The organism is Aquaspirillum serpens DSM 68 (genome assembly GCF_000420525.1).
Taxonomy (GTDB): domain Bacteria; phylum Pseudomonadota; class Gammaproteobacteria; order Burkholderiales; family Aquaspirillaceae; genus Aquaspirillum; species Aquaspirillum serpens.
Genome location: NZ_ATVC01000006.1, coordinates 1 through 19,240, shown reverse-complemented (window position 1 = coordinate 19,240; position 19,240 = coordinate 1). Strand labels below are relative to the sequence as shown.

Sequence of the window (19,240 nt, the reverse complement as noted above, 5' to 3'; positions counted from 1 at the left end):
CGTGTCCGAGAGCGGTTTCACCATCGGTGAATGGTGCTGGTTCACCCGGCAGGCATCGCCGTGCCGCGTAATCGAGCGGCAGGACGTGTGGGGCGAAGTTACCTATCGCGTCTGGTTGCCGGCCAAGGACACCGTTTTACGTGCCCGAGCAGCAGATCTTGCTGTACTGGAAAGCGTGCGCCCGAGCGTGGAGCAGATTCTGCACACCACGGCGGCGGCCAAGCTGCTCGACGCGCTGGAAGACAATCTGTTGCTAGCACCGATCCAGTCCAGCGTGGTACCGCTGCCGCACCAGCTCTATGCGCTGAACCGCGCGGTGAGCCGCGACCGCATTCGCTACCTGCTGGCTGATGAGGTGGGCCTCGGCAAGACCATCGAGGCGGGCTTGGTGCTGCGCGAGTTGAAATTGCGTGGCAGGGTAAAGCGTATCCTGGTGGTGGCGCCCAAGGGACTGGTGCGCCAGTGGCAAACGGAAATGCGCCTGCACTTCGGCGAGAAGTTCCAGTTCATCGAACCATCTGAGTTGGCAGCCTTCCGGCAGTGGCGCAGCGGTGGCGCCGGTGAAGAAGAAAACCTGTGGCGCATGCATGACCAGGTAATCTGCTCGCTGGATTCGGTGAAGCCAATGGAAAGTCGTCGTGGCTGGAGTCTGGCGCAACTGAATACCTACAACCGCGAGCGCTTCGAGGACCTGGTCTCGGCGTCGTGGGATCTGGTCATCATCGACGAGGCCCACCGCATGGGCGGTAGCACTGAACAGGTGGCCCGCTACAAGCTGGGCGCTGCGCTGGCGGAGGCCTCGCCCTATCTGTTGCTGCTTTCCGCCACACCACACCAAGGCAAGACCGACCAATTCATGCGGCTGATGCAACTGCTGGACCGTGAATCTTTCCCGGATGAGAGCAGCGTCAGCTGCGACCGGGTACGGCCCTTCGTCATTCGCACCGAAAAGCGTGTGTCCATCGATGCCGAGGGCCAACCGCTGTTCAAGCCGCGTATTACCCGGCTGCAGGCGGTGGCCTGGCAGGCACGGCATGGCGCACAACGGCGCCTGTATGAGGCGGTAACCGACTATGTGCGCCACGGCTACAACCAGGCCATGGCGGCCAAGCAGCGCCACATCGGCTTCCTGATGATCCTAATGCAACGGCTGGTGACATCAAGCACAGCAGCCATCCGCACCACGCTGGAGAAGCGCCAAGCTTTGCTCGATGCACCGCAGCCTCAGGCTAATCTGTTTGAAAACACCAACGCAGATGAGTGGGCAGAGCTGGACGGCCAGTCCCAGGTAGATCTAGTCATACAGTCCAGCGGTTTGGAGCTGGAAAAGTCTGAAGTCCAGATGCTGCTGGAGCTTGCGAGGGAAACCGAAGCCGCAGGCACCGATACCAAAGCCGAGGCGCTGCTGGAGCTGATCTACAAGCTGCAGCAGGAGGAAGGCGACCCGACGCTGAAGGTGCTGATCTTCACCGAATTCGTACCTACGCAAGCTATGCTGGCCGATTTCTTGGAGAGCCGTGGCTTCTCGGTGACGGTGCTGAATGGCCGTATGGATCTCGAAGCCCGGACGCGTGCGCAGCAAGTATTCTCCAAAAATGTGCGCGTACTGATTTCGACAGATGCCGGTGGTGAAGGTCTGAACCTGCAGTTCTGCCACATCATCGTCAACTTCGACATGCCGTGGAACCCGATGCGGATCGAACAGCGCATTGGTCGGGTGGATCGTATCGGACAGAAGCATGTGGTGCGTGCGATCAACTTCGTGCTTGAGGACACCGTCGAGCATCGCGTGCGCCAGGTGTTGGAAGAAAAGCTCGAGGTCATTGCGCAAGAGTTCGGCGTCGACAAGGCTGCGGACGTAATGGATTCAGTTGAGGCCGATCCAATCTTCGACGAACTATTCGTACATGGTCTACAAAATCCAGACGCCATTGAACAGGAGTGCGATGCGGTGGTGTCGCAGCTTCGATCCACGCTGGCGGAGTCGAAGAAGAACAGCGATCTGCTCACCACCGAACACAATCTTGATACCGACGACGCCCGTAAGTGGCGTGACCACCCGGCGCAGTTCTGGCTGGAGCGCGCTATCACCAGCGGATTGGCTGCGCGCGGCGGCTCGGCTACCAAGGTTGGGAAGGCGTGGCGGGTGAAGTGGGCCGACGGTAGCGAATCGCCACAGGCCTGTTTCGACGCCCGCACAGCGGATGAGAATCCAGAGTTGGAATGGGTCACGATGGAAGACCCACGCGCCCGAGCTGTGATCAGCGAGCTGCCACGCTTTGTGGCCGGCCAGCCGCTACCGGTGATCCGTGTTTCTGGTCTACCGGATTCGGTGCGCGGTATCTGGTCGTTGTGGGAGATCAGTCTGGCTGCTGAAGGCTTGAGCCGGAAGCGCTTCCTGCCGGTGTTCATCAACGAGGAAGGTCGATCCTTCATGCCGACCGCCAAGCGCGTCTGGGATCTGTTGCTTACTGAGACCGTAGACGTGCACGCCGTGACGGGCGCAGGGGAATCGGTGAAGTGGTTTGAGGCATCGCATTCTGCTGCCAGCACCCAAGGTGAACAGATCTTCACCGAACTGCTGACCGAACACCGCGCCCGGCTGAAAGAAGAACGCGAACGTGCGCTGTATGCGTTCGAAGCCCGAGGTCAGGCGATTGGACGAATCGGCCTGCCCGCCGTGCGCGAGCACCGGCGCAAGCGGCTGCAACAGGAACACGATGCACGCATGGTCGCCTTGGACGACATGGAGGCCAGTGTGCCGGATTTAAATGCCGTGATGATGGTGCGCGTCGGAGGCAGCATGATGCCCGGAGGACAGGTGGGATGAGCCAGTGGTCAGAACGCATTCTCAGCGACTTCACGGCCGATCTCACCCGGCTGTGGGTGGCGTGCGACCCTGATGATGTGTTGCTCGATGAGAGGCTGTTGACCGAGCTGCGCAGTCGCGGCTTCGAGGTGATGCTGTACGAGGACCCGTTTGCCTTCCGCGCGGAATACGAGGAGCGTTACCGCGCTGCATGGGATCGCGGTAAGCACGGGCCAGCGCCCTCACTGATTCTGCATCTGCGCAATGCCGATGCAAATGAGCTACCTTGGGACATCGTGTACCACGGACGTGTGGTTCGATTGAGTCTTGCGGATCTATTCCCGAAGCTGACCTATAGCGCAGTACAGCAAGTAGAACCAGAGCATTTAGCCGGGTTGTTTTTTGCCCATCAGACCGAGCTGCAGTCGGCCAGGGGAGAAAACGAGTCGAGGGACTTCATCCTCGAACATGTCTACCAATTGATGCCGAGGTCGATTCGCAGCCCAATCGACTTCTGGCGTGAGCTGCTTCGGATGCACTTTGCCAACCGTTCCTTGCCACTCCCATTCGCTCAGTATGCGGCAGGCGTCATACAAGGCAAGGGACTGCTCACGGATCTGCCCGTCGCCACCTGGCTGGCATCCAAGAGCGCGCTGCTACGGGTGGTACAGGACGCGTGGTACCGATATTTATCGAAATTGGGACTGGATGGTACCCGTACAGCGGAGCCACCACAGGCCTATTTTGAAACAGATGGTATCGCCAAGGTGGAGATACCATTCGATCATTCTGATGTGCAGCTACTGGTCGACTCCATGTTCCTCGATGGTAGCTTGCATCCGCTGGCAGTACACAGCGTTGCGACCGGGATACCGAGTTGGATCAAGGCCGGCATTGTCCAGGACCCCGCTGCAATGCAGACCCTGGTGCTCAAAGGCATCGACGGCCTGATCGAGACAACCCCAACGGCAGCCTCGTCGCACAAGGAATGGAGCGAATTCGCCAAGCGCTACGGAGAGATCCTGGCCCGCACGCATGTTTTGCCAGGAACGGAAGACAGCGAACACTTACAGTTGATTCGAGAGCGCATCCAAGTTTTACAAGTGCTGTCAGACGAGCGCCTGCAAGCATGGGTCGCGGCCAAGCATTACGCTGACCTGATCCTCCAGCCGGTGACCAAAGGACCGGTGATGGTGCATCACGTGCCACGCTTCTTGCGCCATCGACGATCCGCAGGGGAAAACAAGGTCGCTCTACTGGTATTCGACGGGTTAGCGTTTGATCAATGGGTGCAGATCCGCGAACGACTTGTTGCAACCACAAAGCGATTCGCATTTGATGAGGGCACTGTATTCGCCTGGTTGCCGACAGTGACATCAGTATCGCGACAGGCACTGTTTTCCAGCCTGAAGCCACGTGAGTTCGACGACTCGATCGACAGGACGGACAAGGAGGAATCCTTGTGGAAAACGTACTGGCAGAACGAAGGCGTCAACGCGAATGAGGTGATGTATCGACGTGCGCTGCGTCATACCCATCAGCTCGACGCGCTGGAGGCAGATTTGATCGACCGCCGCCCGAAGGTGGTGGGCTTGGTCATCGATGAGGTGGATGACCGGCTCCACAAGGAGCGATCGAAGAAGGACGTGGCGATGTGGATCGGAAACTGGTTGACGACCGGTTTCGTCGACCGGCTGTTCTCGTTATTGCTGGACAAGGGATACCACATCTACCTGACGGCGGACCACGGCAACGTGGAATCCACCGGTGTCGGCAGACCCAATCAGGGCGTCATTGCAGAGACTCGCGGCGAACGCGTCCGGGTCTATCGGAGCGAGCCATTGCTCGCCGATTCCACTGCGACCTATCCCAACACAGTCAGGTTGGACATCGCTGGACTACCCGCGAACTTCATGCCTCTATTCGCAGGCGGACGAACCGCCTTTGTACCTGAGGGCGAGCAGGTGGTAGTCCACGGCGGGGTGTCGATCGAAGAGTTGATCGTGCCCTTTGTGAAAGTCAGTTATGTGATTGGTACCGAATGAATTCATCAGCCCCAAAGATAGGCTTTGATCGGTTCATTCAGCTTGATTGGGCGGCTGCGGCGCTGAATGTTCGCGCTGGCGCGGCTGGACTAGATGATCTGAATGCACTGCTCGATGCAGCCGGACTTGGCGCGGAAGCCAAGAAGAAAACACGCACCGTACTGAACCGGCTGTGGCTGGAGCCCCGCGCCGAGCTGGTCGACTACGCGGATCGTGGCATGGCCATCCACAAGACGCATCCGAACGTGCCGGTCGCCGCGCTGTGCTGGGGCATGTCCGTGGCGACATACCCATTTTTTGGCAAGGTAACCGAGCTGGTGGGCCGGCTATCCGCGATTCAGGGGGATTGCACTTCTGCCGAAGTGCATCGCCGAATGAGCGAGACCTACGGGGAACGCGAAGGCACCCGACGCATGACCAATATGATCATCCAGAGTCAGACTAACTGGGGTGCGATCGAACGCATCGAGAAAGGCAAACGCATCATCAGATTGGCAACAACGTCCATCGACAACAACGAACTCACCACATGGTTGATCGAAGCGGCGGTGCGCTACGCTGGCAAGCCCATTTCCGTACCGAGCCTGCAATCGCTACCAGTGCTGTACCCATTTACGCTGACACAGTCACTGGCCTACCTAGTATCGAACAGCGCAAACCTGATCTTGCGGTCAGATGGACCGAATAACCAGTTCGTTTCCCTACGTGAGTAGATTTGAAAAAATCCCTATTATTTCACCCCTCCAACAACAACGCCTCAGCGGCGGCGAGTTGGTCGGGGGGGCCGAGGAGGACGACGACATCATCGGCTTGCAGCTCAAAATCAGCTGGAGGGTGGTTATAACGCTGTTGTCGCCGTTTCACCGTTCTGATTTCAACATCAAGACCAGATTGATATAAGGTCTGTAATGTCTTCCCGACCGCAGAGGCAGCAGGGGTTAACAAAATTGCCCCTAAACGAGGTTGCTTATTGTCGTCTAACGCTAAACTGTCATCGGTCACACCACGGAAAAAGCCACGGAACAAGTTATAACGCTCTTCGCGCACACTGCGAATCCGCCGCAATACCCGATTTAATGGCACCCCCATTGCCATCAATGCCTGAGAGCCCAGCATCAAGCTGCCCTCCATCACCTCCGCCACCACCTCATCGGCCCCCGCTTGGCGCAAGACATCCATATCACTATCGTCAATCGTCCTCACCACCACCGGCAAATCAGGCCGTACGGCTTGCACCACATTCAAAATCCGGATACTGGAATGGGTATCGGCATACGTAATCACCAACACCTTGGCACGCATCAAACCTGCCGCCAACAACACTTCTTTTTTCGCGGCATCACCAAACACCACCGCATCACCAGCTGCGGCAGCTTCTTTCACCCGACTAGGGTCTAAATCCAATGCAAAAAAAGGAATGTCCTCACGCTCTAAAAAACGGGCCAAGGCTTGGCCGCTGCGACCATAGCCGCAGATAATCACATGCTCATCACGCATCATGCTCGACACCAAAATATGGTGTAGATCGGCGGCTTGCATCACCCAATCACTACGGATTAAACGGCGCACAATCCGGTCAGATTGTTGAATTAAGAATGGAGACGCCAACATCGACAACGTCACCGCAGCAATCGCCGCTTGTTCAATTTCGCGAGGTAATAAACTGAGGTTGCCAGCCAAAGCCAACAATACAAAACCAAACTCTCCACCTTGTGCCAAGGCCAAGGCGGTGCGCAGGGTATCGCCCGCTTTATAACGCGCTATCCGTCCAATGATGTAAACCAACAAGGCCTTACCGGGAATCAGCCACAACAACAAAGCCGCCACCCACCAAAATTGATCTAACAACACCGACAGCTCAAGCCGCATACCGATGGTGATAAAAAAGAAGCCTAGCAAGATGTCGCGAAAGGGTTTGATGTCTTCTTCAACCTGATAACGGTATTCTGTTTCAGCAATTAACATCCCCGCCACAAACGCACCTAAGGCCAGCGATAACCCAGACAGCTCGGTCAACCACGCCACACCCAACGTCACTAACAACACGTTGATCATGAACAATTCACTAGAGCGTTGTCGTGCCACCATGTGAAACCAAGGCCGTACCACTCGCTGCCCCACGGCAAATAACAGCGCCATCACTACCATCACTTTTAACAGCGCCAGCCCCAAATCCATCCACAGGGTTTCACTATTACCAGCAAAAGCAGGCAGCAAAATCAACAGCGGTACCACTGCTAAATCTTGAAATAACAACACCCCAATCGACATCTGACCATGTGGTGCATTTAACTCCAGCCGTTCGGTAAGTAATTTCGACACAATCGCCGTTGACGACAAGGCCGCAACCGCACCTAAGGCAAAACCTGTCAGCGGAGAAAATCCTAATAACCATGCCAGGGCCAAGGTGGCAAATAACGTCACCCCAACTTGGGCAATCCCCAAACCAAATACCAGATGCCGCATTGCACGCAGCTTGGGCAAACTAAATTCTAGCCCGATGGTAAACATCAAAAAAACAATACCAATTTCACCCAGAAACTCGGTGTCTGCCCCCTCGTCAATCAGCCGCAAGCCACCGGGGCCAACAATCAAACCAACCAACAGATAACCCAACATCGCAGGGATCCGTATGGCACGGCAGACTGTAATCACCAATACTGCAGCTAAAAGCGTGACGACAACGGGAGCAAGAGAATGCATGAAGTAACAACCAATAGAGAAAAGAAGAAGAATGGCGCAAATTATACTGGCAATGCACAGAAACGATGCCAGTGCCAAACACGGCGACCGAATTAAAATTGGTATAATAGGCCGCGTGACAGCATATTCCTTTTATAGACAGCGACTTTTGCATGACTGACTTCGATTCTTTGGCCCAACACCGACTCCATCTTGCACAAGAGGTATTACATACCGAAGCCGACGCTATTCGCGTGCTGGCACAACGCCTAGATCACACTTTTTTAGCCGCAATCGAAGCCATCTTGCAGTGTCAAGGTCGCGTGATTGTGACGGGAATGGGGAAATCGGGTCATATTGCACGCAAAATTGCTGCCACGCTTGCCTCAACCGGCACACCAGCCTTTTTTATTCATCCGGCTGAAGCTGCACATGGCGATTTGGGGATGATTACCGATGGAGATGTGGTATTGGCCCTGTCGAACTCGGGTGAATCAGAAGAAATCGTCGCCCTTCTCCCCAGTCTATGCCGTAAAAACATCACCTTATTAGCGATGACTGGCCGGCCACAATCCACGCTCGCCAAAGAAGCCGACTATCATCTGAACGCAGCGGTTGACCGCGAAGCCTGCCCACACAACCTTGCCCCCACTACCAGCACCACCGCCGCTTTAGCCTTCGGCGATGCCTTGGCGATGGTGTTGCTCGATGCACGCGGCTTTCAGCCAGAAGATTTTGCGCTATCGCACCCCGGCGGTAGCTTGGGACGGCGTTTATTGGTACATGTTTCAGACATCATGCATCAAGGTGATGCACTGCCTGTCGTGGCACCAGACACCCTGTTACGCGATGCGTTAATGGAAATCAGCCGTAAAGGGCTGGGCATGACGGCAGTGGCCGATCAGCACGGTACGCTATTGGGGGTGTTCACCGATGGTGATTTACGCCGCGCCCTCGATCATCATGCGGATGTACACGCCACTTTGGTCGGTGAATTGATGACTACCCGCCCACGCACCATCGCCCCGCATCGTCTCGCAGCCGAAGCAGTTCAACTGATGCAAACCCATAAAATATTCAGCCTCTTGGTGTGTGACGAACAACAGCGTTTATTGGGCGCACTCACCATGCACGATTTATTGCGTGCCGGCATTGTGTAATAAAGACATTTTTTGTTGTGATTGGATAAGCAATGCAATCTGTATATACCTTGGCTCGCGATATTAAATTGCTCATTCTTGATGTCGATGGCGTGCTAACCGATGGTTCGATTTATTTCACGCCACAAGGCGAAGAAATCAAAGCTTTTAATACTTTGGATGGGCACGGCTTGAAAATGTTGAAAGACAGCGGGGTCGAGCTAGCCATTATCAGTGGCCGCAGCGCCCCCTGTGTTGAACATCGCGCCCGTAATCTTGGCATTACCCATCTCTATCTTGGTTATGAGAGTAAACGCAGTGCTTTTGCCGATTTGCTGGCACAGACAGGGCTGAATGCAGAACAATGTGCGTATATCGGCGATGATGTGATTGATCTACCGGTAATGCGGCAGGTGAAATTGGCGGTTGCCGTGCCACATTCCCCAAACATCGTCCGCAGCCATGCTCACTATGTAACGGGCGCCGCCGGTGGCCGTGGCGCGGTGCGCGAACTATGCGAATTGATCATGCAAGCACAGGGCACGCTCGACCACGCGCTGGCCCCCTACTTGGCTTAAATTATGTTGCAAGCCTCGCCGCGTCTTTTTCCGTTGCTGTTGGTTGCATTGTTGGCAGCCATCACGTTTGGCCTAGAAAGCCTGATTGGATGGTTAGCGATCAGCCCACCGCCAAACAGCCCCAATACCGAGGCCTATCGCATTGAAGACTTTCGCGCCAGTGAATTTGGACTCGATGGCCAGCTCATCCAACGCTTAGATGGCAAGGCAATTTGGCAATTTCCACAACAAGAGGTGATTTATTTTGCCGCACCACACTATCGCCGCTTTGAACAAGGTAAATTGGTCGGTGAATTAACAGCCGAACAAGCGCGCTATCACACGGAACAAAAAACGGCTGAATTTAACGGCGCAACACGCTTAGTGCGTCATGCCCATGCTGGCCGTCCCGAGGCAATCTTAGAAACCCAAGCTTTAGAAGTGGATGTTGAAAAACGGGTCGCCCGTTCTAAACAGCAGTCGGTATTCCGTCAGGCCGGCTCCACCGTCGAATCTGCTGGTTTCATCTACCATGATGCCACAGGACAAGTCAGCCTTTCTTCACGTCCCCAATCGCGGGTAAAGATTATCCATGAACCGAAACCTTCCCCTTAAGTTTGGCCAACTGCTTTGTCTGGCAGCCTGTTTCAGCAGTGCAGCAACATGGGCAGAAAAGGCTGACCGCACACAACCGATTACGATCGAAGCCGATAGTGCCAATTTAGATCAACAAAAAGGTCAAATGGTGTACGAAGGCAATGTGATTTTGACGCAGGGCAGTCTTTTGCTCAAAGCCAGCAAAATCGTAGCGACAGATAAAGGTAACGGCCAACAACAAGCCACCGCCGTCGGCAGTCCCGCGTATTTTAAACAACTCTTAGATGCCAAAGACGGGCAGGCGGCAGAATGGGTTGAGGGCCAAGCCAAACGGATTGATTACGATAGCAGCAGCGAAGAAGTGCGGCTGGTCGAACAAGCGCGGATTAAGCGCGGTCAAGATAGCGCCGTGGGCCATAGCATCAGCTATCACGGCAAAACTGAAGTGTTTCAGGTCAATGGCGGGGGCAAAAATGGCCGCGTCACGGTGATTTTGCAGCCAAAGAGTAAACCATGACCCCACAGAGCGTACTTTCCATACGCCACCTACGCAAAACGTATAAAAAGCGAACTGTGGTGCAGGATGTGTCTTTAGACATCAAAAGTGGTGAGGTTGTCGGCTTGCTGGGCCCCAATGGTGCCGGTAAAACCACCAGTTTTTATATGGTCGTCGGCTTAGTGGCAGCGGATGCTGGCCATATTTTTTTAGATGAGCGCGATATCAGCACCCTAGCCATGCACCAACGCGCCCGTCTTGGGCTCGGTTATTTGCCGCAAGAAGCCTCGATTTTTCGCAAAATGACCGTTGAAGAAAATATTTTGGCGATTTTACAAATCGCTGGCGGCAACCAAAAAGACAATCATGCCCAGCTCGAATTGCTGATGGAAGACCTCAACATCAGCCATTTGCGAGAACACAGTGCGCTGTCTTTGTCTGGCGGTGAACGGCGACGGGTTGAGATTGCGCGAGTACTTGCCACACGACCACGTTTTATTTTGTTGGATGAACCCTTTGCTGGGGTCGATCCGATTGCAGTGATTGATATTCAAAAAATCATCAGTTATCTGAAAAGCCGTGGCATTGGCGTACTTATCACCGATCACAATGTACGCGAGACACTACGCATCTGTGATCACGCCTACATCATCAGCAATGGCAGCGTTTTGGCCGCTGGCTTACCACAACAGTTAGTTGATAACGAAGAAGTCCGCCGTGTCTATCTAGGCGAGCATTTCCACCTCTAGGAATCTGGCCCTCGATGAAGCAAAGCTTACAACTCAAACTCAGCCAACAACTGACGCTTACCCCACAGCTACAACAATCCATTCGTCTGTTACAGCTGTCAACGGTCGAGCTACAACAAGAAATCGAGCAGTTCTTGTTACAAAACCCGATGTTGGAACGAGCTGACGAGTATGAAACGAAACGCCCAGCAACATCGAGCAACATCGAACCGCCCCATTCACAACACGATCAACCGACCGAGCCACTCGAGCACAGCAACGATCATCACAAAGACGAACACACCGATACCCCGCTCGAATTTGATTACAGTGGGGAATGGGGGAATGGTGGAGGGGGAAACCGTGATGAGGATGAAGATTTCGACCCTCATGGTCGGCTTTATCACGAGCCCACTTTACGCGAACATCTGTTAAGCCAATTAGCCGAGCATGTGCTCAGCGCACGTGATCGCGCCATCGTGACGTTGTTGATTGAAGCGTTGAATGAACAAGGTTATTTAGAAGATGGTTTAGATAGTCTTGCAGCCGAGCTATCAGGAGAACTCGCCACCGAGGCAGATGAATTACTAGGTGAGTTACAAGTTGGGCTCTCACTATTGCAACAATTTGAACCAGCAGGCGTTGGCGCACGCAATTTGCATGAATCAATGCGTTTACAGTTGCAAGCACAGCCTCCTTCATCGATTCGTAATTTAGCTCTTGAAATCAGCCAACAGCATCTCAATCTCTTAGCTAACAGGGATTTTTCCCGCCTGCGTAAGCTAACAGGACAAGACGATAACGCCCTTAAAGCCGCGCAGCAGCTCATTGCCAGTTTGAATCCTTACCCTGCCGCAGGTTTTGGTGGAGAAGAAACGCGCTATGTGGCTGCTGATATCGTGGTCCAAAAACACGGCGCAACGTGGGTTGCTCGTCTCAATTCAGCTGCGATGCCACGCCTCCGCGTCAACAGCCTCTACGCCAATCTACTCAAACAACAACGCGAAAGCGGAAACGCCCTCAATGGCCAGCTACAAGAAGCTCGCTGGTTGGTGCGTAATATCCGCCAACGTTTTGACACCATCCTCCGCGTTGCAGAAGCCATTGTGATCCGGCAACAAGCTTTTTTTGAATATGGCGAAGAAGCGATGTTGCCACTGGTGTTACGCGAAATTGCCGAAGAACTCGGCTTGCACGAATCGACAATTTCCCGCGTCACCTCACAAAAGTTTTTATTGTGTCCACGTGGACTCTTTGAATTGAAATACTTTTTTGGCAGTGGCCTTGAAACAGACAGTGGGGAGAGTTGCTCTGCCACCGCGATCAAGGCAAGATTAAAGAAACTGATACAGGCTGAAGATCCAAAAAAGCCGCTGTCAGACAATACACTGGCTGAGTTACTGTCTCGTGAAGGCATCCAAGTAGCACGGCGCACTGTCGCAAAATACCGCGAAGCACTGCACCTGCCGCCGGCCAATCAGCGTAAAGCACTCTAGCCAGATAATGCATCACAACCGCCAATACCAAGTCTGATACAGATTTTTGGGCATGGTTTGGCAACCAGCAACATGATGAACACAAGGTAGGCCGCAGCGCGCAACTTGCGCATCTGAACCCCGCCACCTATGTTCAACTTGTAGCGGAAGAGACAACTGAAGCACTCACGACCTGTGTGTGGTCTGTTCAAAACGATGAACCCCACCTCACCGTGTTACCGTTAAGGTTATCCCTTCCTAGGCTCGCAACCTTAACTGCGCTACCCGTGGCAAGTCCGCTCGGTAACGACGGCGCTGTATTTGGAAGGGTTCCTCATGCAGTCGGGAAAGTTAAGCCTGTCAATTACCCTTTGCCTCTCGGCACTTACGACAGGAACAAAACAGTGCGAACAACAGCGCATTTTTTGGAAAGCAAAAGGACATGAATCTTAACATCAGCGGCAACCATCTTGAGGTCACTCCCGCCCTGCGCGACTACATCGTGTCCAAACTCGACCGTATCACTCGCCACGTTGATAACGTGATTGCGGTGAACGTGATCTTGTCGGTGGAGAAATTGGATCAGAAAGTCGGTGCAAGCTTGCACCTGAAAGGGAAAGATATCCATGTCGAAGCCACCCACAGCGATATGTATGCTGCTATCGATGCGATGGCAGACAAACTCGATCGCCAAGTGTTGAAACACAAAGAAAAAATCACTGAACACCATGCCGAGCGGCCAGTGATGGATTCTTCTGTGTAAGCCCTGATTTCACGGTGAATTCTTAGGTGCCGGTCTAGTCTGCCGCACCATGACAAGCGGGAACTATGAGTTCCCGCTTTGCCTATGCGCTGCCAATCCCTGAAAACCGGCGTACAATCCAGCAGTTTTTCTGATTCGGATGTTCGTAATGAGCCTTATCGCCAAGATTCTGCCAAGCGACCACATCGTGCTTGACCTTGATGTGGCAAGCAAAAAGCGGGTTTTTGAGCAAGTGGGAATCCTGTTTGAAAACAGCCATGGCATTGCCCGTAGCGAAGTTTTTGACAGCCTGTTTGCTCGCGAAAAACTCGGCTCGACCGGTTTAGGACAGGGTGTCGCCATTCCACATGGCCGCGCTAAGGGATTGAAAGAGGCCGCTGGTGCTTTCGTGCGTTTGAGAACACCCATCCCATTCGATGCCCCCGATGGCAAGCCAGTACAAAACTTGTTTGTTTTGTTAGTGCCAGAACAAGCCACTGACTTACATCTACAAGTCCTCTCCGAATTAGCTCAACTTTTCAGCAGCCGTCAGCTACGCGAGGCCCTGTTGGCGGCAGATTCCCCCACCACGGCTTACCAGCTGCTCACAGAACGACGTTAACCATGCCCAGTATTACCGTTCGCAAGCTGTACCAAGATAACTGTCAAAAATTGAATTTGGCGTGGGTTGCCGGTGCATCGGGAACGGATAATCGAATTAGCAATGATGAGCAACGCCCAACACTCGCTTTAGTTGGACATATCAACCTCATTCACCCCAACCGGATTCAAGTCTTTGGGGTGGCTGAAATCGATTACCTCAACCGATTACCGCCCGAGGCTGGGCGTCAAATGCTCGATCAGCTATTTTCGCTCAGCATGGCAGCCGTCATTGTTGCCAATGGCGAACCAGTACCCTCGCAGTTGCGGCAATATTGCGAACGCTATCGCGTGCCTCTATTGGCTTCAACCCAGCCTTCGCCCTATCTGATGGATGTGATGCGGATTTATCTGGCGCGCATTTTGGCCGTCTCGACCACCTTGCATGGCGTTTTCCTCGATGTGCTGGAAATTGGGGTGTTGATTACTGGCGATAGCGCGATGGGGAAAAGTGAGCTGGCCCTTGAATTGATTTCACGCGGACATGGTCTCGTCGCTGATGATGCAGTAGAGCTCTATCGTATTGGCCCCGAAACACTCGAAGCACGTTGTCCAGATATGCTAAAAGACTTTTTGGAAGTGCGTGGTTTGGGGATTTTAAATATTCGCTCTGTGTTTGGCGAAACCGCCGTACGCCCGAAAAAAGCACTTAAGCTGATTATTCATTTGGTGAAGGCAAATGACCAAGTGATGCAAGGTCTCGACCGCTTAAATATTCAATCAGAGACGCAAAATATTCTTGGGGTGAAAGTACGACGAGTGACCATCCCAGTGGCAGCAGGACGCAACCTTGCTGTGCTCGTTGAAGCGGCGGTACGCAACTATATTTTGCAGTTGCGCGGCATCGATAGCACCCGAGATTTTATTGATCGGCAAACCCGTATGATGCGTGAACAAGACTATGCAGCTGATTCTGATTAGCGGTTTATCGGGTGCAGGCAAATCGGTTGCCCTGCACATGCTAGAAGACCTCGGTTATTACTGTGTTGATAACCTCCCCACCGGTTTTCTTGCACGCATTATCCTGCTCTATCAAAAATACAATTACCAACGCATTGCCATCAGTGTCGATACCCGCAGCGCCCCGATGCTATCGCAGTTACCAGCCGCCATGAGCAGTTTGCGTAAGCATGGTTTTGATGTACGTTTATTATTTTTAGATGCGCAAGATGCCACGCTGATCCGACGCTACTCGGAAACCCGTCGCCGCCATCCGTTATCACAACAAGGCTTAACCATCCCCGAATGTATCGCCAAAGAACGCGATATGTTAGGCGATCTACATTCGCTAGGGCACCGCATTGATACCAGCGCCTTAAGCGCCAATCAGTTGCGAAGTTGGGTCCGGCAATTTGCCGATGCCGACACCGCACCACTGACAGTTTTATTTCAATCATTCGGCTTCAAACACGGCGTACCACTTGATGCAGATTTTGTGTTTGATGTGCGTTGCTTACCCAATCCCTATTATGACCCCACTCTGCGGCCTTTAACCGGCCAAGATGAGCCTGTTGCAGCCTTCCTCGCCCAACAAGCGACGGTTGAACAGATGTACCAAGATATTCACCAATTCGTGCACCGCTGGCTGCCACAGTTCAATCATGACAATCGCAGTTATCTTACTATTTCGATTGGCTGTACTGGCGGACAACATCGTTCTGTGTATTTAGCAGAACGGCTAAGCCGCGCTTTTCCAAATGAACAGGTTTTACTGCGCCATCGGCAATTACCCCCTGCGCAAGAATGAAACACCCCCTCGGTTTGGGTGATGTGTTGTGCATCCTGTTATTTGGTGCTGTGGTATTAGGCTTATTCAATTGGAGCTGGCAACACGTCCCTGCACAAGAAGCCATCGTCCGCGTTGGCGGTAAAATCGAACACCGCCTGTCTTTACGTTTAAACCAAACCGTGACGGTCAACGGCGCTCTAGGCCCGACAGAAATCGAAATCCGCCACGGTCAAATTCGTATCAGCCGCGACCCCAGCCCACGCCAATACTGTGTGCAGCAAGGGTGGTTGCATCGCGCTGGACAAACCGCGATTTGTTTACCGAATCAAGTCAGTATCGAACTGCCAACAGCGACACATTCCCATGACAGTCTCAGTTTCTAATCTCGCCCCCAGCCAGCAAGATCAATACATTGCTCGTCTGGCCTGTCTAGGGATTGTGCTGAGTGTGGTCGAGGCCTATTTTCCTTCGCCATTGCCGGGTGTCAAACCTGGGTTAGCCAATTTAGTTACCTTACTTGCCTTAGAAAAATTAGGCTGGCGGGCGGCAGTCGCAGTGAATTTAATTCGCGTGATTGCCAGCGCCTTATGGTTGGGCAGTTTATTTACCCCTGGTTTTTTCTTGGCATTATCGGGTGCCTGCGGCAGCTTACTATTACTTGGTATTGCACAATATTTACCGAAACCTTGGTTTGGTTTAATTAGTCTGAGTTTATTTTCTGCAGCAGGTCATCTCGCAGCACAATGCCTACTGGCATGGCTATGGCTATTGCCCAGCCAAGGGTTATTGTATTTCCTGCCTTTTCTTGCCCTGTCTGCTTGGTGCACCGCCATCATCAATGGCTGGCTGTGCCAACGATTTTTGGACCCTCATCATGCCCCTACCTCGTAATGTTACGCTGGCCCTCACCGGCGCATCTGGAATGCCCTACGGCATCCGCTTGCTTGAATGTTTAATTGCCAGCGGTGTCCCCGTCTATGTTTTATATTCACAAGCGGCACAGGTGGTCGCCAAACAAGAAATGGGATTGACCCTGCCTAGCCGAGCGGCTGATCTTGAACAACAGTGGCAACAACATTATCAAGTTGGGCCAGAGAAATTACGGGTATTTGGACGAGAGGCATGGTTTGCACCGGTTGCCAGTGGTTCGAATCCACCAGAAGCGATGGTGGTATGCCCTTGCTCAATGGGCACGTTAGCGGCGATTGCACATGGTTTATCTGACAATCTGATTGAACGGGCGGCGGATGTTTGCTTAAAAGAACGTAAAAAGCTGATTATCGTGCCGCGAGAAACACCGTTTTCTACTTTGCATTTAGAAAACATGCTGAAATTATCTCAGCTTGGGGCGGTGATCTTGCCGCCGAGCCCAGGTTTTTATCATCATCCACAACAGATTGAAGATTTGGTTGATTTTGTTGTGGCAAGAATTCTGGACCAGCTCGACATACCGCATCAATTACAAGCACGGTGGGGGGAAAATTGATGGAAAGAGAAGAAAGTTTGTTGCTATATTCAGCAGCCACCTTACGGCAGTGGGAAGAACAAGCGACGGCACAAGGCTTACAACTGATGGCGGAAGCGGGCAGTTGTATCGCGAAATGGATACAACAACATTATCCCCAACCTTCAAAAATTCTCGCCCTCGTTGGGCCGGGTAATAACGGTGGCGATGCGCTCATTGCTGCAGCCGAACTGCGCCAATATGGTTATCAAGTTACCGCCTGGATGCCACAACCACCGAAAAGCCAAGAAGCCAAACAAGCCCTAATCTCGGCACAACTCGCTGGCGTGGTGTTACACCAAACATGGCAACCTCCTTGTTACGATCACGAACTGATTTTGGATGGTTTATTCGGGATTGGGTTACAACGTGCTCCAACAGGACAATGGGCACAACTGATTGCGTGGGCCAATCAACAAACCAGCGCCAAAATAGCGATCGATGTTCCCTCTGGCCTCGATGCTTGGCGTGGTATAGCCAACACGCCCACCCTGCGTGTACAACATACGCTCACTTTCCTTGCAGCAAAACCAGGGTTGTGGACCGGCGAAGGACGTGATTATTGTGGCAAGATTGATGTATTCGTGCTGTCGGTGGATAAAAATCCAGCGTTAGCAGAAGGGGAAATCAACCGCCCTGCTCTGAGTAGTTTGCAACAACTGGTGCGCGTACACGCTTCACACAAAGGACGCCACGGCACGACAGCGATTATTGGCGGCAGTCATGGCATGACTGGCGCAGCCATTTTGGCAGGACGAGCCGCTTTACTCACTGGTAGCGGTAAAGTTCAACTCTATTGTGTCGCACCAACGCTGACATACGATGCCGAATATCCAGAATTGATGATCCAAGAGGCCGAAGGGAATCAACCAGTCAGTGCTGATTGTTATGTAGTTGGGCCGGGATTAGGACAAAGTCAACAAGCTACTACCTTATTATCACAGGCACTTGCCAGTGATGTGCCGCTAGTATTAGATGCCGATGCATTAAATTTACTGGCACAAAATCCAGAGGCAACGAGGCAAATAGCACAACGACCAGCAGAGACCTTGCTCACACCTCATCCAGGGGAAGCGGCACGATTATTGGGGTGGAGTATTGCTGAGGTTCAACAGGATCGAATCGCAGCATGTCATGCGCTGCGACAACGCTACCATTGCCATGTGCTGTTGAAAGGGGCGGGTAGTCTGATTATGCAGCAATCAGGCTATTACTATCTGAATCCAAACGGCAATCCGGGTATGGCAAGTGCAGGGCAGGGAGATGTATTAAGTGGGGTTATAGGTGGTTTAGTGGCGCAGGGATTGCCACTGTTTACTGCGGCGACTTTGGCAGCACATGTCCATGCCACAGCCGCAGACCAACTGGCAGCGCAGGCGGAAGGCTATCTTGGTTTAACAGCCAGCCGCACTGCACAGCACATTCCAGTGGTGTTAAATCGCTGGATTAAAACCTTGCTCAACCCTTATTGAACAAACTGCCCAGTAAACCTAAACCTTGGCTGGCAATATCCTGACCTCCATTTTCTGCCAACTGGCTGATAATGGAGGGAAGGAATTGCGCCATCAGGGATGGCAGTTGAGCAACATCTAACCCAAACTGTTCAGCAAATGCGCCTAACTGCGTTTCAGAGAAAACTTGTCCAATTTGTTCAGGTGTAATTGGCAAATTCGCGTCAGTACCCATCCACGAAGCAATCACTTCACCCAAACCTGCAGCTTGAAATTGCTCTACCAAGGCTGGCAAACCACCGTTTTCTTCAATCAAACGCGCCACCGATTGCACGATATCGCCTTGGCCACCGGTCAATTGCCCTGCCATGCCAAGAACTTGATCAAATAATCCCATGAAACTCCCCTAAACAAGAATGACGATAAAAACACGATATGGGGAAATTTAGCGAAATCACAATGTTTTTCAGACAAAACAAAACCCCCTGCTACTTGGTAGCAGGGGGTTTGATATGGGGGGCTTGGCGGAGACCTACTTTCACACAGGGATCTGCACTATCATCGGCGCTGAGTCGTTTCACGGTCCTGTTCGGGAAGGGAAGGGGTGGTACCAACTCGCTATGGCC

Annotated in this window: 19 protein-coding genes and 1 rRNA gene; 17 read left to right on the top strand and 3 right to left on the bottom strand. The window is 52.9% G+C overall.

The window, feature by feature from the left end:
• Nucleotide 1 precedes the first annotated feature (1 nt).
• From G465_RS0102380 to G465_RS0102370, 3 genes are read left to right on the top strand one after another with little or no spacing between them, the layout of a single operon-like run.
• Nucleotides 2-2,830, top strand: coding sequence for a DEAD/DEAH box helicase (locus G465_RS0102380; protein ID WP_022652885.1), 2,829 nt, complete (start codon nucleotides 2-4; stop codon nucleotides 2,828-2,830).
• Nucleotides 2,827-4,854 carry a BREX-3 system phosphatase PglZ gene (gene pglZ / locus G465_RS0102375; RefSeq protein ID WP_022652884.1) on the top strand — a complete coding sequence of 676 codons (2,028 nt, stop codon included), beginning with the start codon at nucleotides 2,827-2,829 and terminating at the stop codon, nucleotides 4,852-4,854. The genes G465_RS0102380 and pglZ overlap by 4 nt, the downstream gene beginning before the upstream one ends.
• Complete coding sequence (locus tag G465_RS0102370) at nucleotides 4,851-5,567, top strand: hypothetical protein (protein WP_022652883.1); 717 nt, start codon at nucleotides 4,851-4,853, stop codon at nucleotides 5,565-5,567. Before pglZ ends, G465_RS0102370 begins: the two co-directional genes overlap by 4 nt.
• Nucleotides 5,568-5,589: 22 nt before the next feature.
• Here the strand turns inward: G465_RS0102370 and G465_RS0102365 are convergent, their stop codons facing one another.
• On the bottom strand, nucleotides 5,590-7,557 hold the full coding sequence (locus G465_RS0102365; protein WP_022652882.1) for a monovalent cation:proton antiporter family protein: 1,968 nt from the start codon (nucleotides 7,555-7,557) through the stop codon (nucleotides 5,590-5,592).
• A 152-nt stretch (nucleotides 7,558-7,709) separates the two neighbouring features.
• On the opposite strand from G465_RS0102365, the gene G465_RS0102360 reads away from it, so the two are divergent.
• From G465_RS0102360 to G465_RS0102290, 14 genes are all read left to right on the top strand, one after another.
• Nucleotides 7,710-8,696: a KpsF/GutQ family sugar-phosphate isomerase gene (locus G465_RS0102360; RefSeq protein ID WP_022652881.1), complete on the top strand. Its 987-nt coding sequence runs from the start codon at nucleotides 7,710-7,712 to the stop codon at nucleotides 8,694-8,696.
• Between the two features lie 32 nt (nucleotides 8,697-8,728).
• Nucleotides 8,729-9,253 (top strand): 3-deoxy-manno-octulosonate-8-phosphatase KdsC, encoded by a 525-nt coding sequence (kdsC, locus tag G465_RS0102355; RefSeq protein ID WP_022652880.1) that lies wholly within the window; start codon nucleotides 8,729-8,731, stop codon nucleotides 9,251-9,253.
• A 3-nt stretch (nucleotides 9,254-9,256) separates the two neighbouring features.
• Nucleotides 9,257-9,847, top strand: coding sequence for an LPS export ABC transporter periplasmic protein LptC (lptC, locus tag G465_RS0102350; protein WP_022652879.1), 591 nt, complete (start codon nucleotides 9,257-9,259; stop codon nucleotides 9,845-9,847).
• Nucleotides 9,825-10,346: a lipopolysaccharide transport periplasmic protein LptA gene (gene lptA, locus G465_RS0102345; RefSeq protein WP_022652878.1), complete on the top strand. Its 522-nt coding sequence runs from the start codon at nucleotides 9,825-9,827 to the stop codon at nucleotides 10,344-10,346. The genes lptC and lptA overlap by 23 nt, the downstream gene beginning before the upstream one ends.
• The gene (gene lptB / locus G465_RS0102340; RefSeq protein ID WP_022652877.1) at nucleotides 10,343-11,074 is read left to right on the top strand and encodes an LPS export ABC transporter ATP-binding protein; all 732 of its coding nucleotides are present in this window, start codon (nucleotides 10,343-10,345) and stop codon (nucleotides 11,072-11,074) included. The genes lptA and lptB overlap by 4 nt, the downstream gene beginning before the upstream one ends.
• A 14-nt stretch (nucleotides 11,075-11,088) precedes the next feature.
• Nucleotides 11,089-12,549 carry an RNA polymerase factor sigma-54 gene (locus G465_RS0102335; RefSeq protein ID WP_022652876.1) on the top strand — a complete coding sequence of 487 codons (1,461 nt, stop codon included), beginning with the start codon at nucleotides 11,089-11,091 and terminating at the stop codon, nucleotides 12,547-12,549.
• 421 nt (nucleotides 12,550-12,970) lie between these two features.
• Entirely contained in the window at nucleotides 12,971-13,291 is a 321-nt protein-coding gene (hpf, locus tag G465_RS0102325) for a ribosome hibernation-promoting factor, HPF/YfiA family (protein WP_022652874.1), read from the top strand.
• A gap of 148 nt (nucleotides 13,292-13,439) precedes the next feature.
• Nucleotides 13,440-13,892 (top strand): PTS IIA-like nitrogen regulatory protein PtsN, encoded by a 453-nt coding sequence (gene ptsN, locus G465_RS0102320; protein ID WP_022652873.1) that lies wholly within the window; start codon nucleotides 13,440-13,442, stop codon nucleotides 13,890-13,892.
• A 2-nt stretch (nucleotides 13,893-13,894) separates the two neighbouring features.
• Nucleotides 13,895-14,851: an HPr(Ser) kinase/phosphatase gene (gene hprK / locus G465_RS0102315; protein ID WP_022652872.1), complete on the top strand. Its 957-nt coding sequence runs from the start codon at nucleotides 13,895-13,897 to the stop codon at nucleotides 14,849-14,851.
• Nucleotides 14,832-15,677, top strand: a complete 846-nt coding sequence (gene rapZ / locus G465_RS0102310; RefSeq protein WP_022652871.1) for an RNase adapter RapZ — start codon at nucleotides 14,832-14,834, stop codon at nucleotides 15,675-15,677. Before hprK ends, rapZ begins: the two co-directional genes overlap by 20 nt.
• Nucleotides 15,674-16,042: a NusG domain II-containing protein gene (locus G465_RS0102305; RefSeq protein ID WP_022652870.1), complete on the top strand. Its 369-nt coding sequence runs from the start codon at nucleotides 15,674-15,676 to the stop codon at nucleotides 16,040-16,042. Before rapZ ends, G465_RS0102305 begins: the two co-directional genes overlap by 4 nt.
• The gene (locus G465_RS0102300; RefSeq protein WP_022652869.1) at nucleotides 16,023-16,550 is read left to right on the top strand and encodes a Gx transporter family protein; all 528 of its coding nucleotides are present in this window, start codon (nucleotides 16,023-16,025) and stop codon (nucleotides 16,548-16,550) included. Before G465_RS0102305 ends, G465_RS0102300 begins: the two co-directional genes overlap by 20 nt.
• A complete protein-coding gene (locus tag G465_RS0102295; protein WP_022652868.1) occupies nucleotides 16,534-17,145 on the top strand; it encodes a flavin prenyltransferase UbiX in 612 nt (203 codons plus the stop codon). Before G465_RS0102300 ends, G465_RS0102295 begins: the two co-directional genes overlap by 17 nt.
• Entirely contained in the window at nucleotides 17,145-18,635 is a 1,491-nt protein-coding gene (locus G465_RS0102290) for a bifunctional ADP-dependent NAD(P)H-hydrate dehydratase/NAD(P)H-hydrate epimerase (protein WP_022652867.1), read from the top strand. Before G465_RS0102295 ends, G465_RS0102290 begins: the two co-directional genes overlap by 1 nt.
• On the opposite strand, the gene G465_RS0102285 is transcribed toward G465_RS0102290, so the two are convergent.
• Both G465_RS0102285 and rrf read right to left on the bottom strand, forming a co-directional pair.
• A complete protein-coding gene (locus G465_RS0102285) occupies nucleotides 18,622-19,011 on the bottom strand; it encodes a YidB family protein (RefSeq protein ID WP_022652866.1) in 390 nt (129 codons plus the stop codon). The genes G465_RS0102290 and G465_RS0102285 overlap by 14 nt on opposite strands.
• Before the next feature lie 122 nt (nucleotides 19,012-19,133).
• Nucleotides 19,134-19,240: ribosomal RNA gene (gene rrf / locus G465_RS0102280) — 5S ribosomal RNA — on the bottom strand; the annotation flags it as partial.

Coding starts and splice junctions, on each gene's coding strand:
- lptC (WP_022652879.1), top strand. CDS start 9,257: ATGTTGCAAGCCTCGCCGCGTCTTTTTCCGTTGCTGTTGGTTGCATTG.
- lptA (WP_022652878.1), top strand. CDS start 9,825: ATGAACCGAAACCTTCCCCTTAAGTTTGGCCAACTGCTTTGTCTGGCA.
- rapZ (WP_022652871.1), top strand. CDS start 14,832: ATGCAGCTGATTCTGATTAGCGGTTTATCGGGTGCAGGCAAATCGGTT.
- G465_RS0102285 (WP_022652866.1), bottom strand. CDS start 19,011: ATGGGATTATTTGATCAAGTTCTTGGCATGGCAGGGCAATTGACCGGT.
- G465_RS0102370 (WP_022652883.1), top strand. CDS start 4,851: ATGAATTCATCAGCCCCAAAGATAGGCTTTGATCGGTTCATTCAGCTT.
- G465_RS0102295 (WP_022652868.1), top strand. CDS start 16,534: ATGCCCCTACCTCGTAATGTTACGCTGGCCCTCACCGGCGCATCTGGA.
- ptsN (WP_022652873.1), top strand. CDS start 13,440: ATGAGCCTTATCGCCAAGATTCTGCCAAGCGACCACATCGTGCTTGAC.
- G465_RS0102365 (WP_022652882.1), bottom strand. CDS start 7,557: ATGCATTCTCTTGCTCCCGTTGTCGTCACGCTTTTAGCTGCAGTATTG.
- G465_RS0102335 (WP_022652876.1), top strand. CDS start 11,089: ATGAAGCAAAGCTTACAACTCAAACTCAGCCAACAACTGACGCTTACC.
- G465_RS0102360 (WP_022652881.1), top strand. CDS start 7,710: ATGACTGACTTCGATTCTTTGGCCCAACACCGACTCCATCTTGCACAA.
- G465_RS0102300 (WP_022652869.1), top strand. CDS start 16,023: ATGACAGTCTCAGTTTCTAATCTCGCCCCCAGCCAGCAAGATCAATAC.
- hpf (WP_022652874.1), top strand. CDS start 12,971: ATGAATCTTAACATCAGCGGCAACCATCTTGAGGTCACTCCCGCCCTG.
- pglZ (WP_022652884.1), top strand. CDS start 2,827: ATGAGCCAGTGGTCAGAACGCATTCTCAGCGACTTCACGGCCGATCTC.
- G465_RS0102305 (WP_022652870.1), top strand. CDS start 15,674: ATGAAACACCCCCTCGGTTTGGGTGATGTGTTGTGCATCCTGTTATTT.
- G465_RS0102290 (WP_022652867.1), top strand. CDS start 17,145: ATGGAAAGAGAAGAAAGTTTGTTGCTATATTCAGCAGCCACCTTACGG.
- lptB (WP_022652877.1), top strand. CDS start 10,343: ATGACCCCACAGAGCGTACTTTCCATACGCCACCTACGCAAAACGTAT.
- kdsC (WP_022652880.1), top strand. CDS start 8,729: ATGCAATCTGTATATACCTTGGCTCGCGATATTAAATTGCTCATTCTT.
- hprK (WP_022652872.1), top strand. CDS start 13,895: ATGCCCAGTATTACCGTTCGCAAGCTGTACCAAGATAACTGTCAAAAA.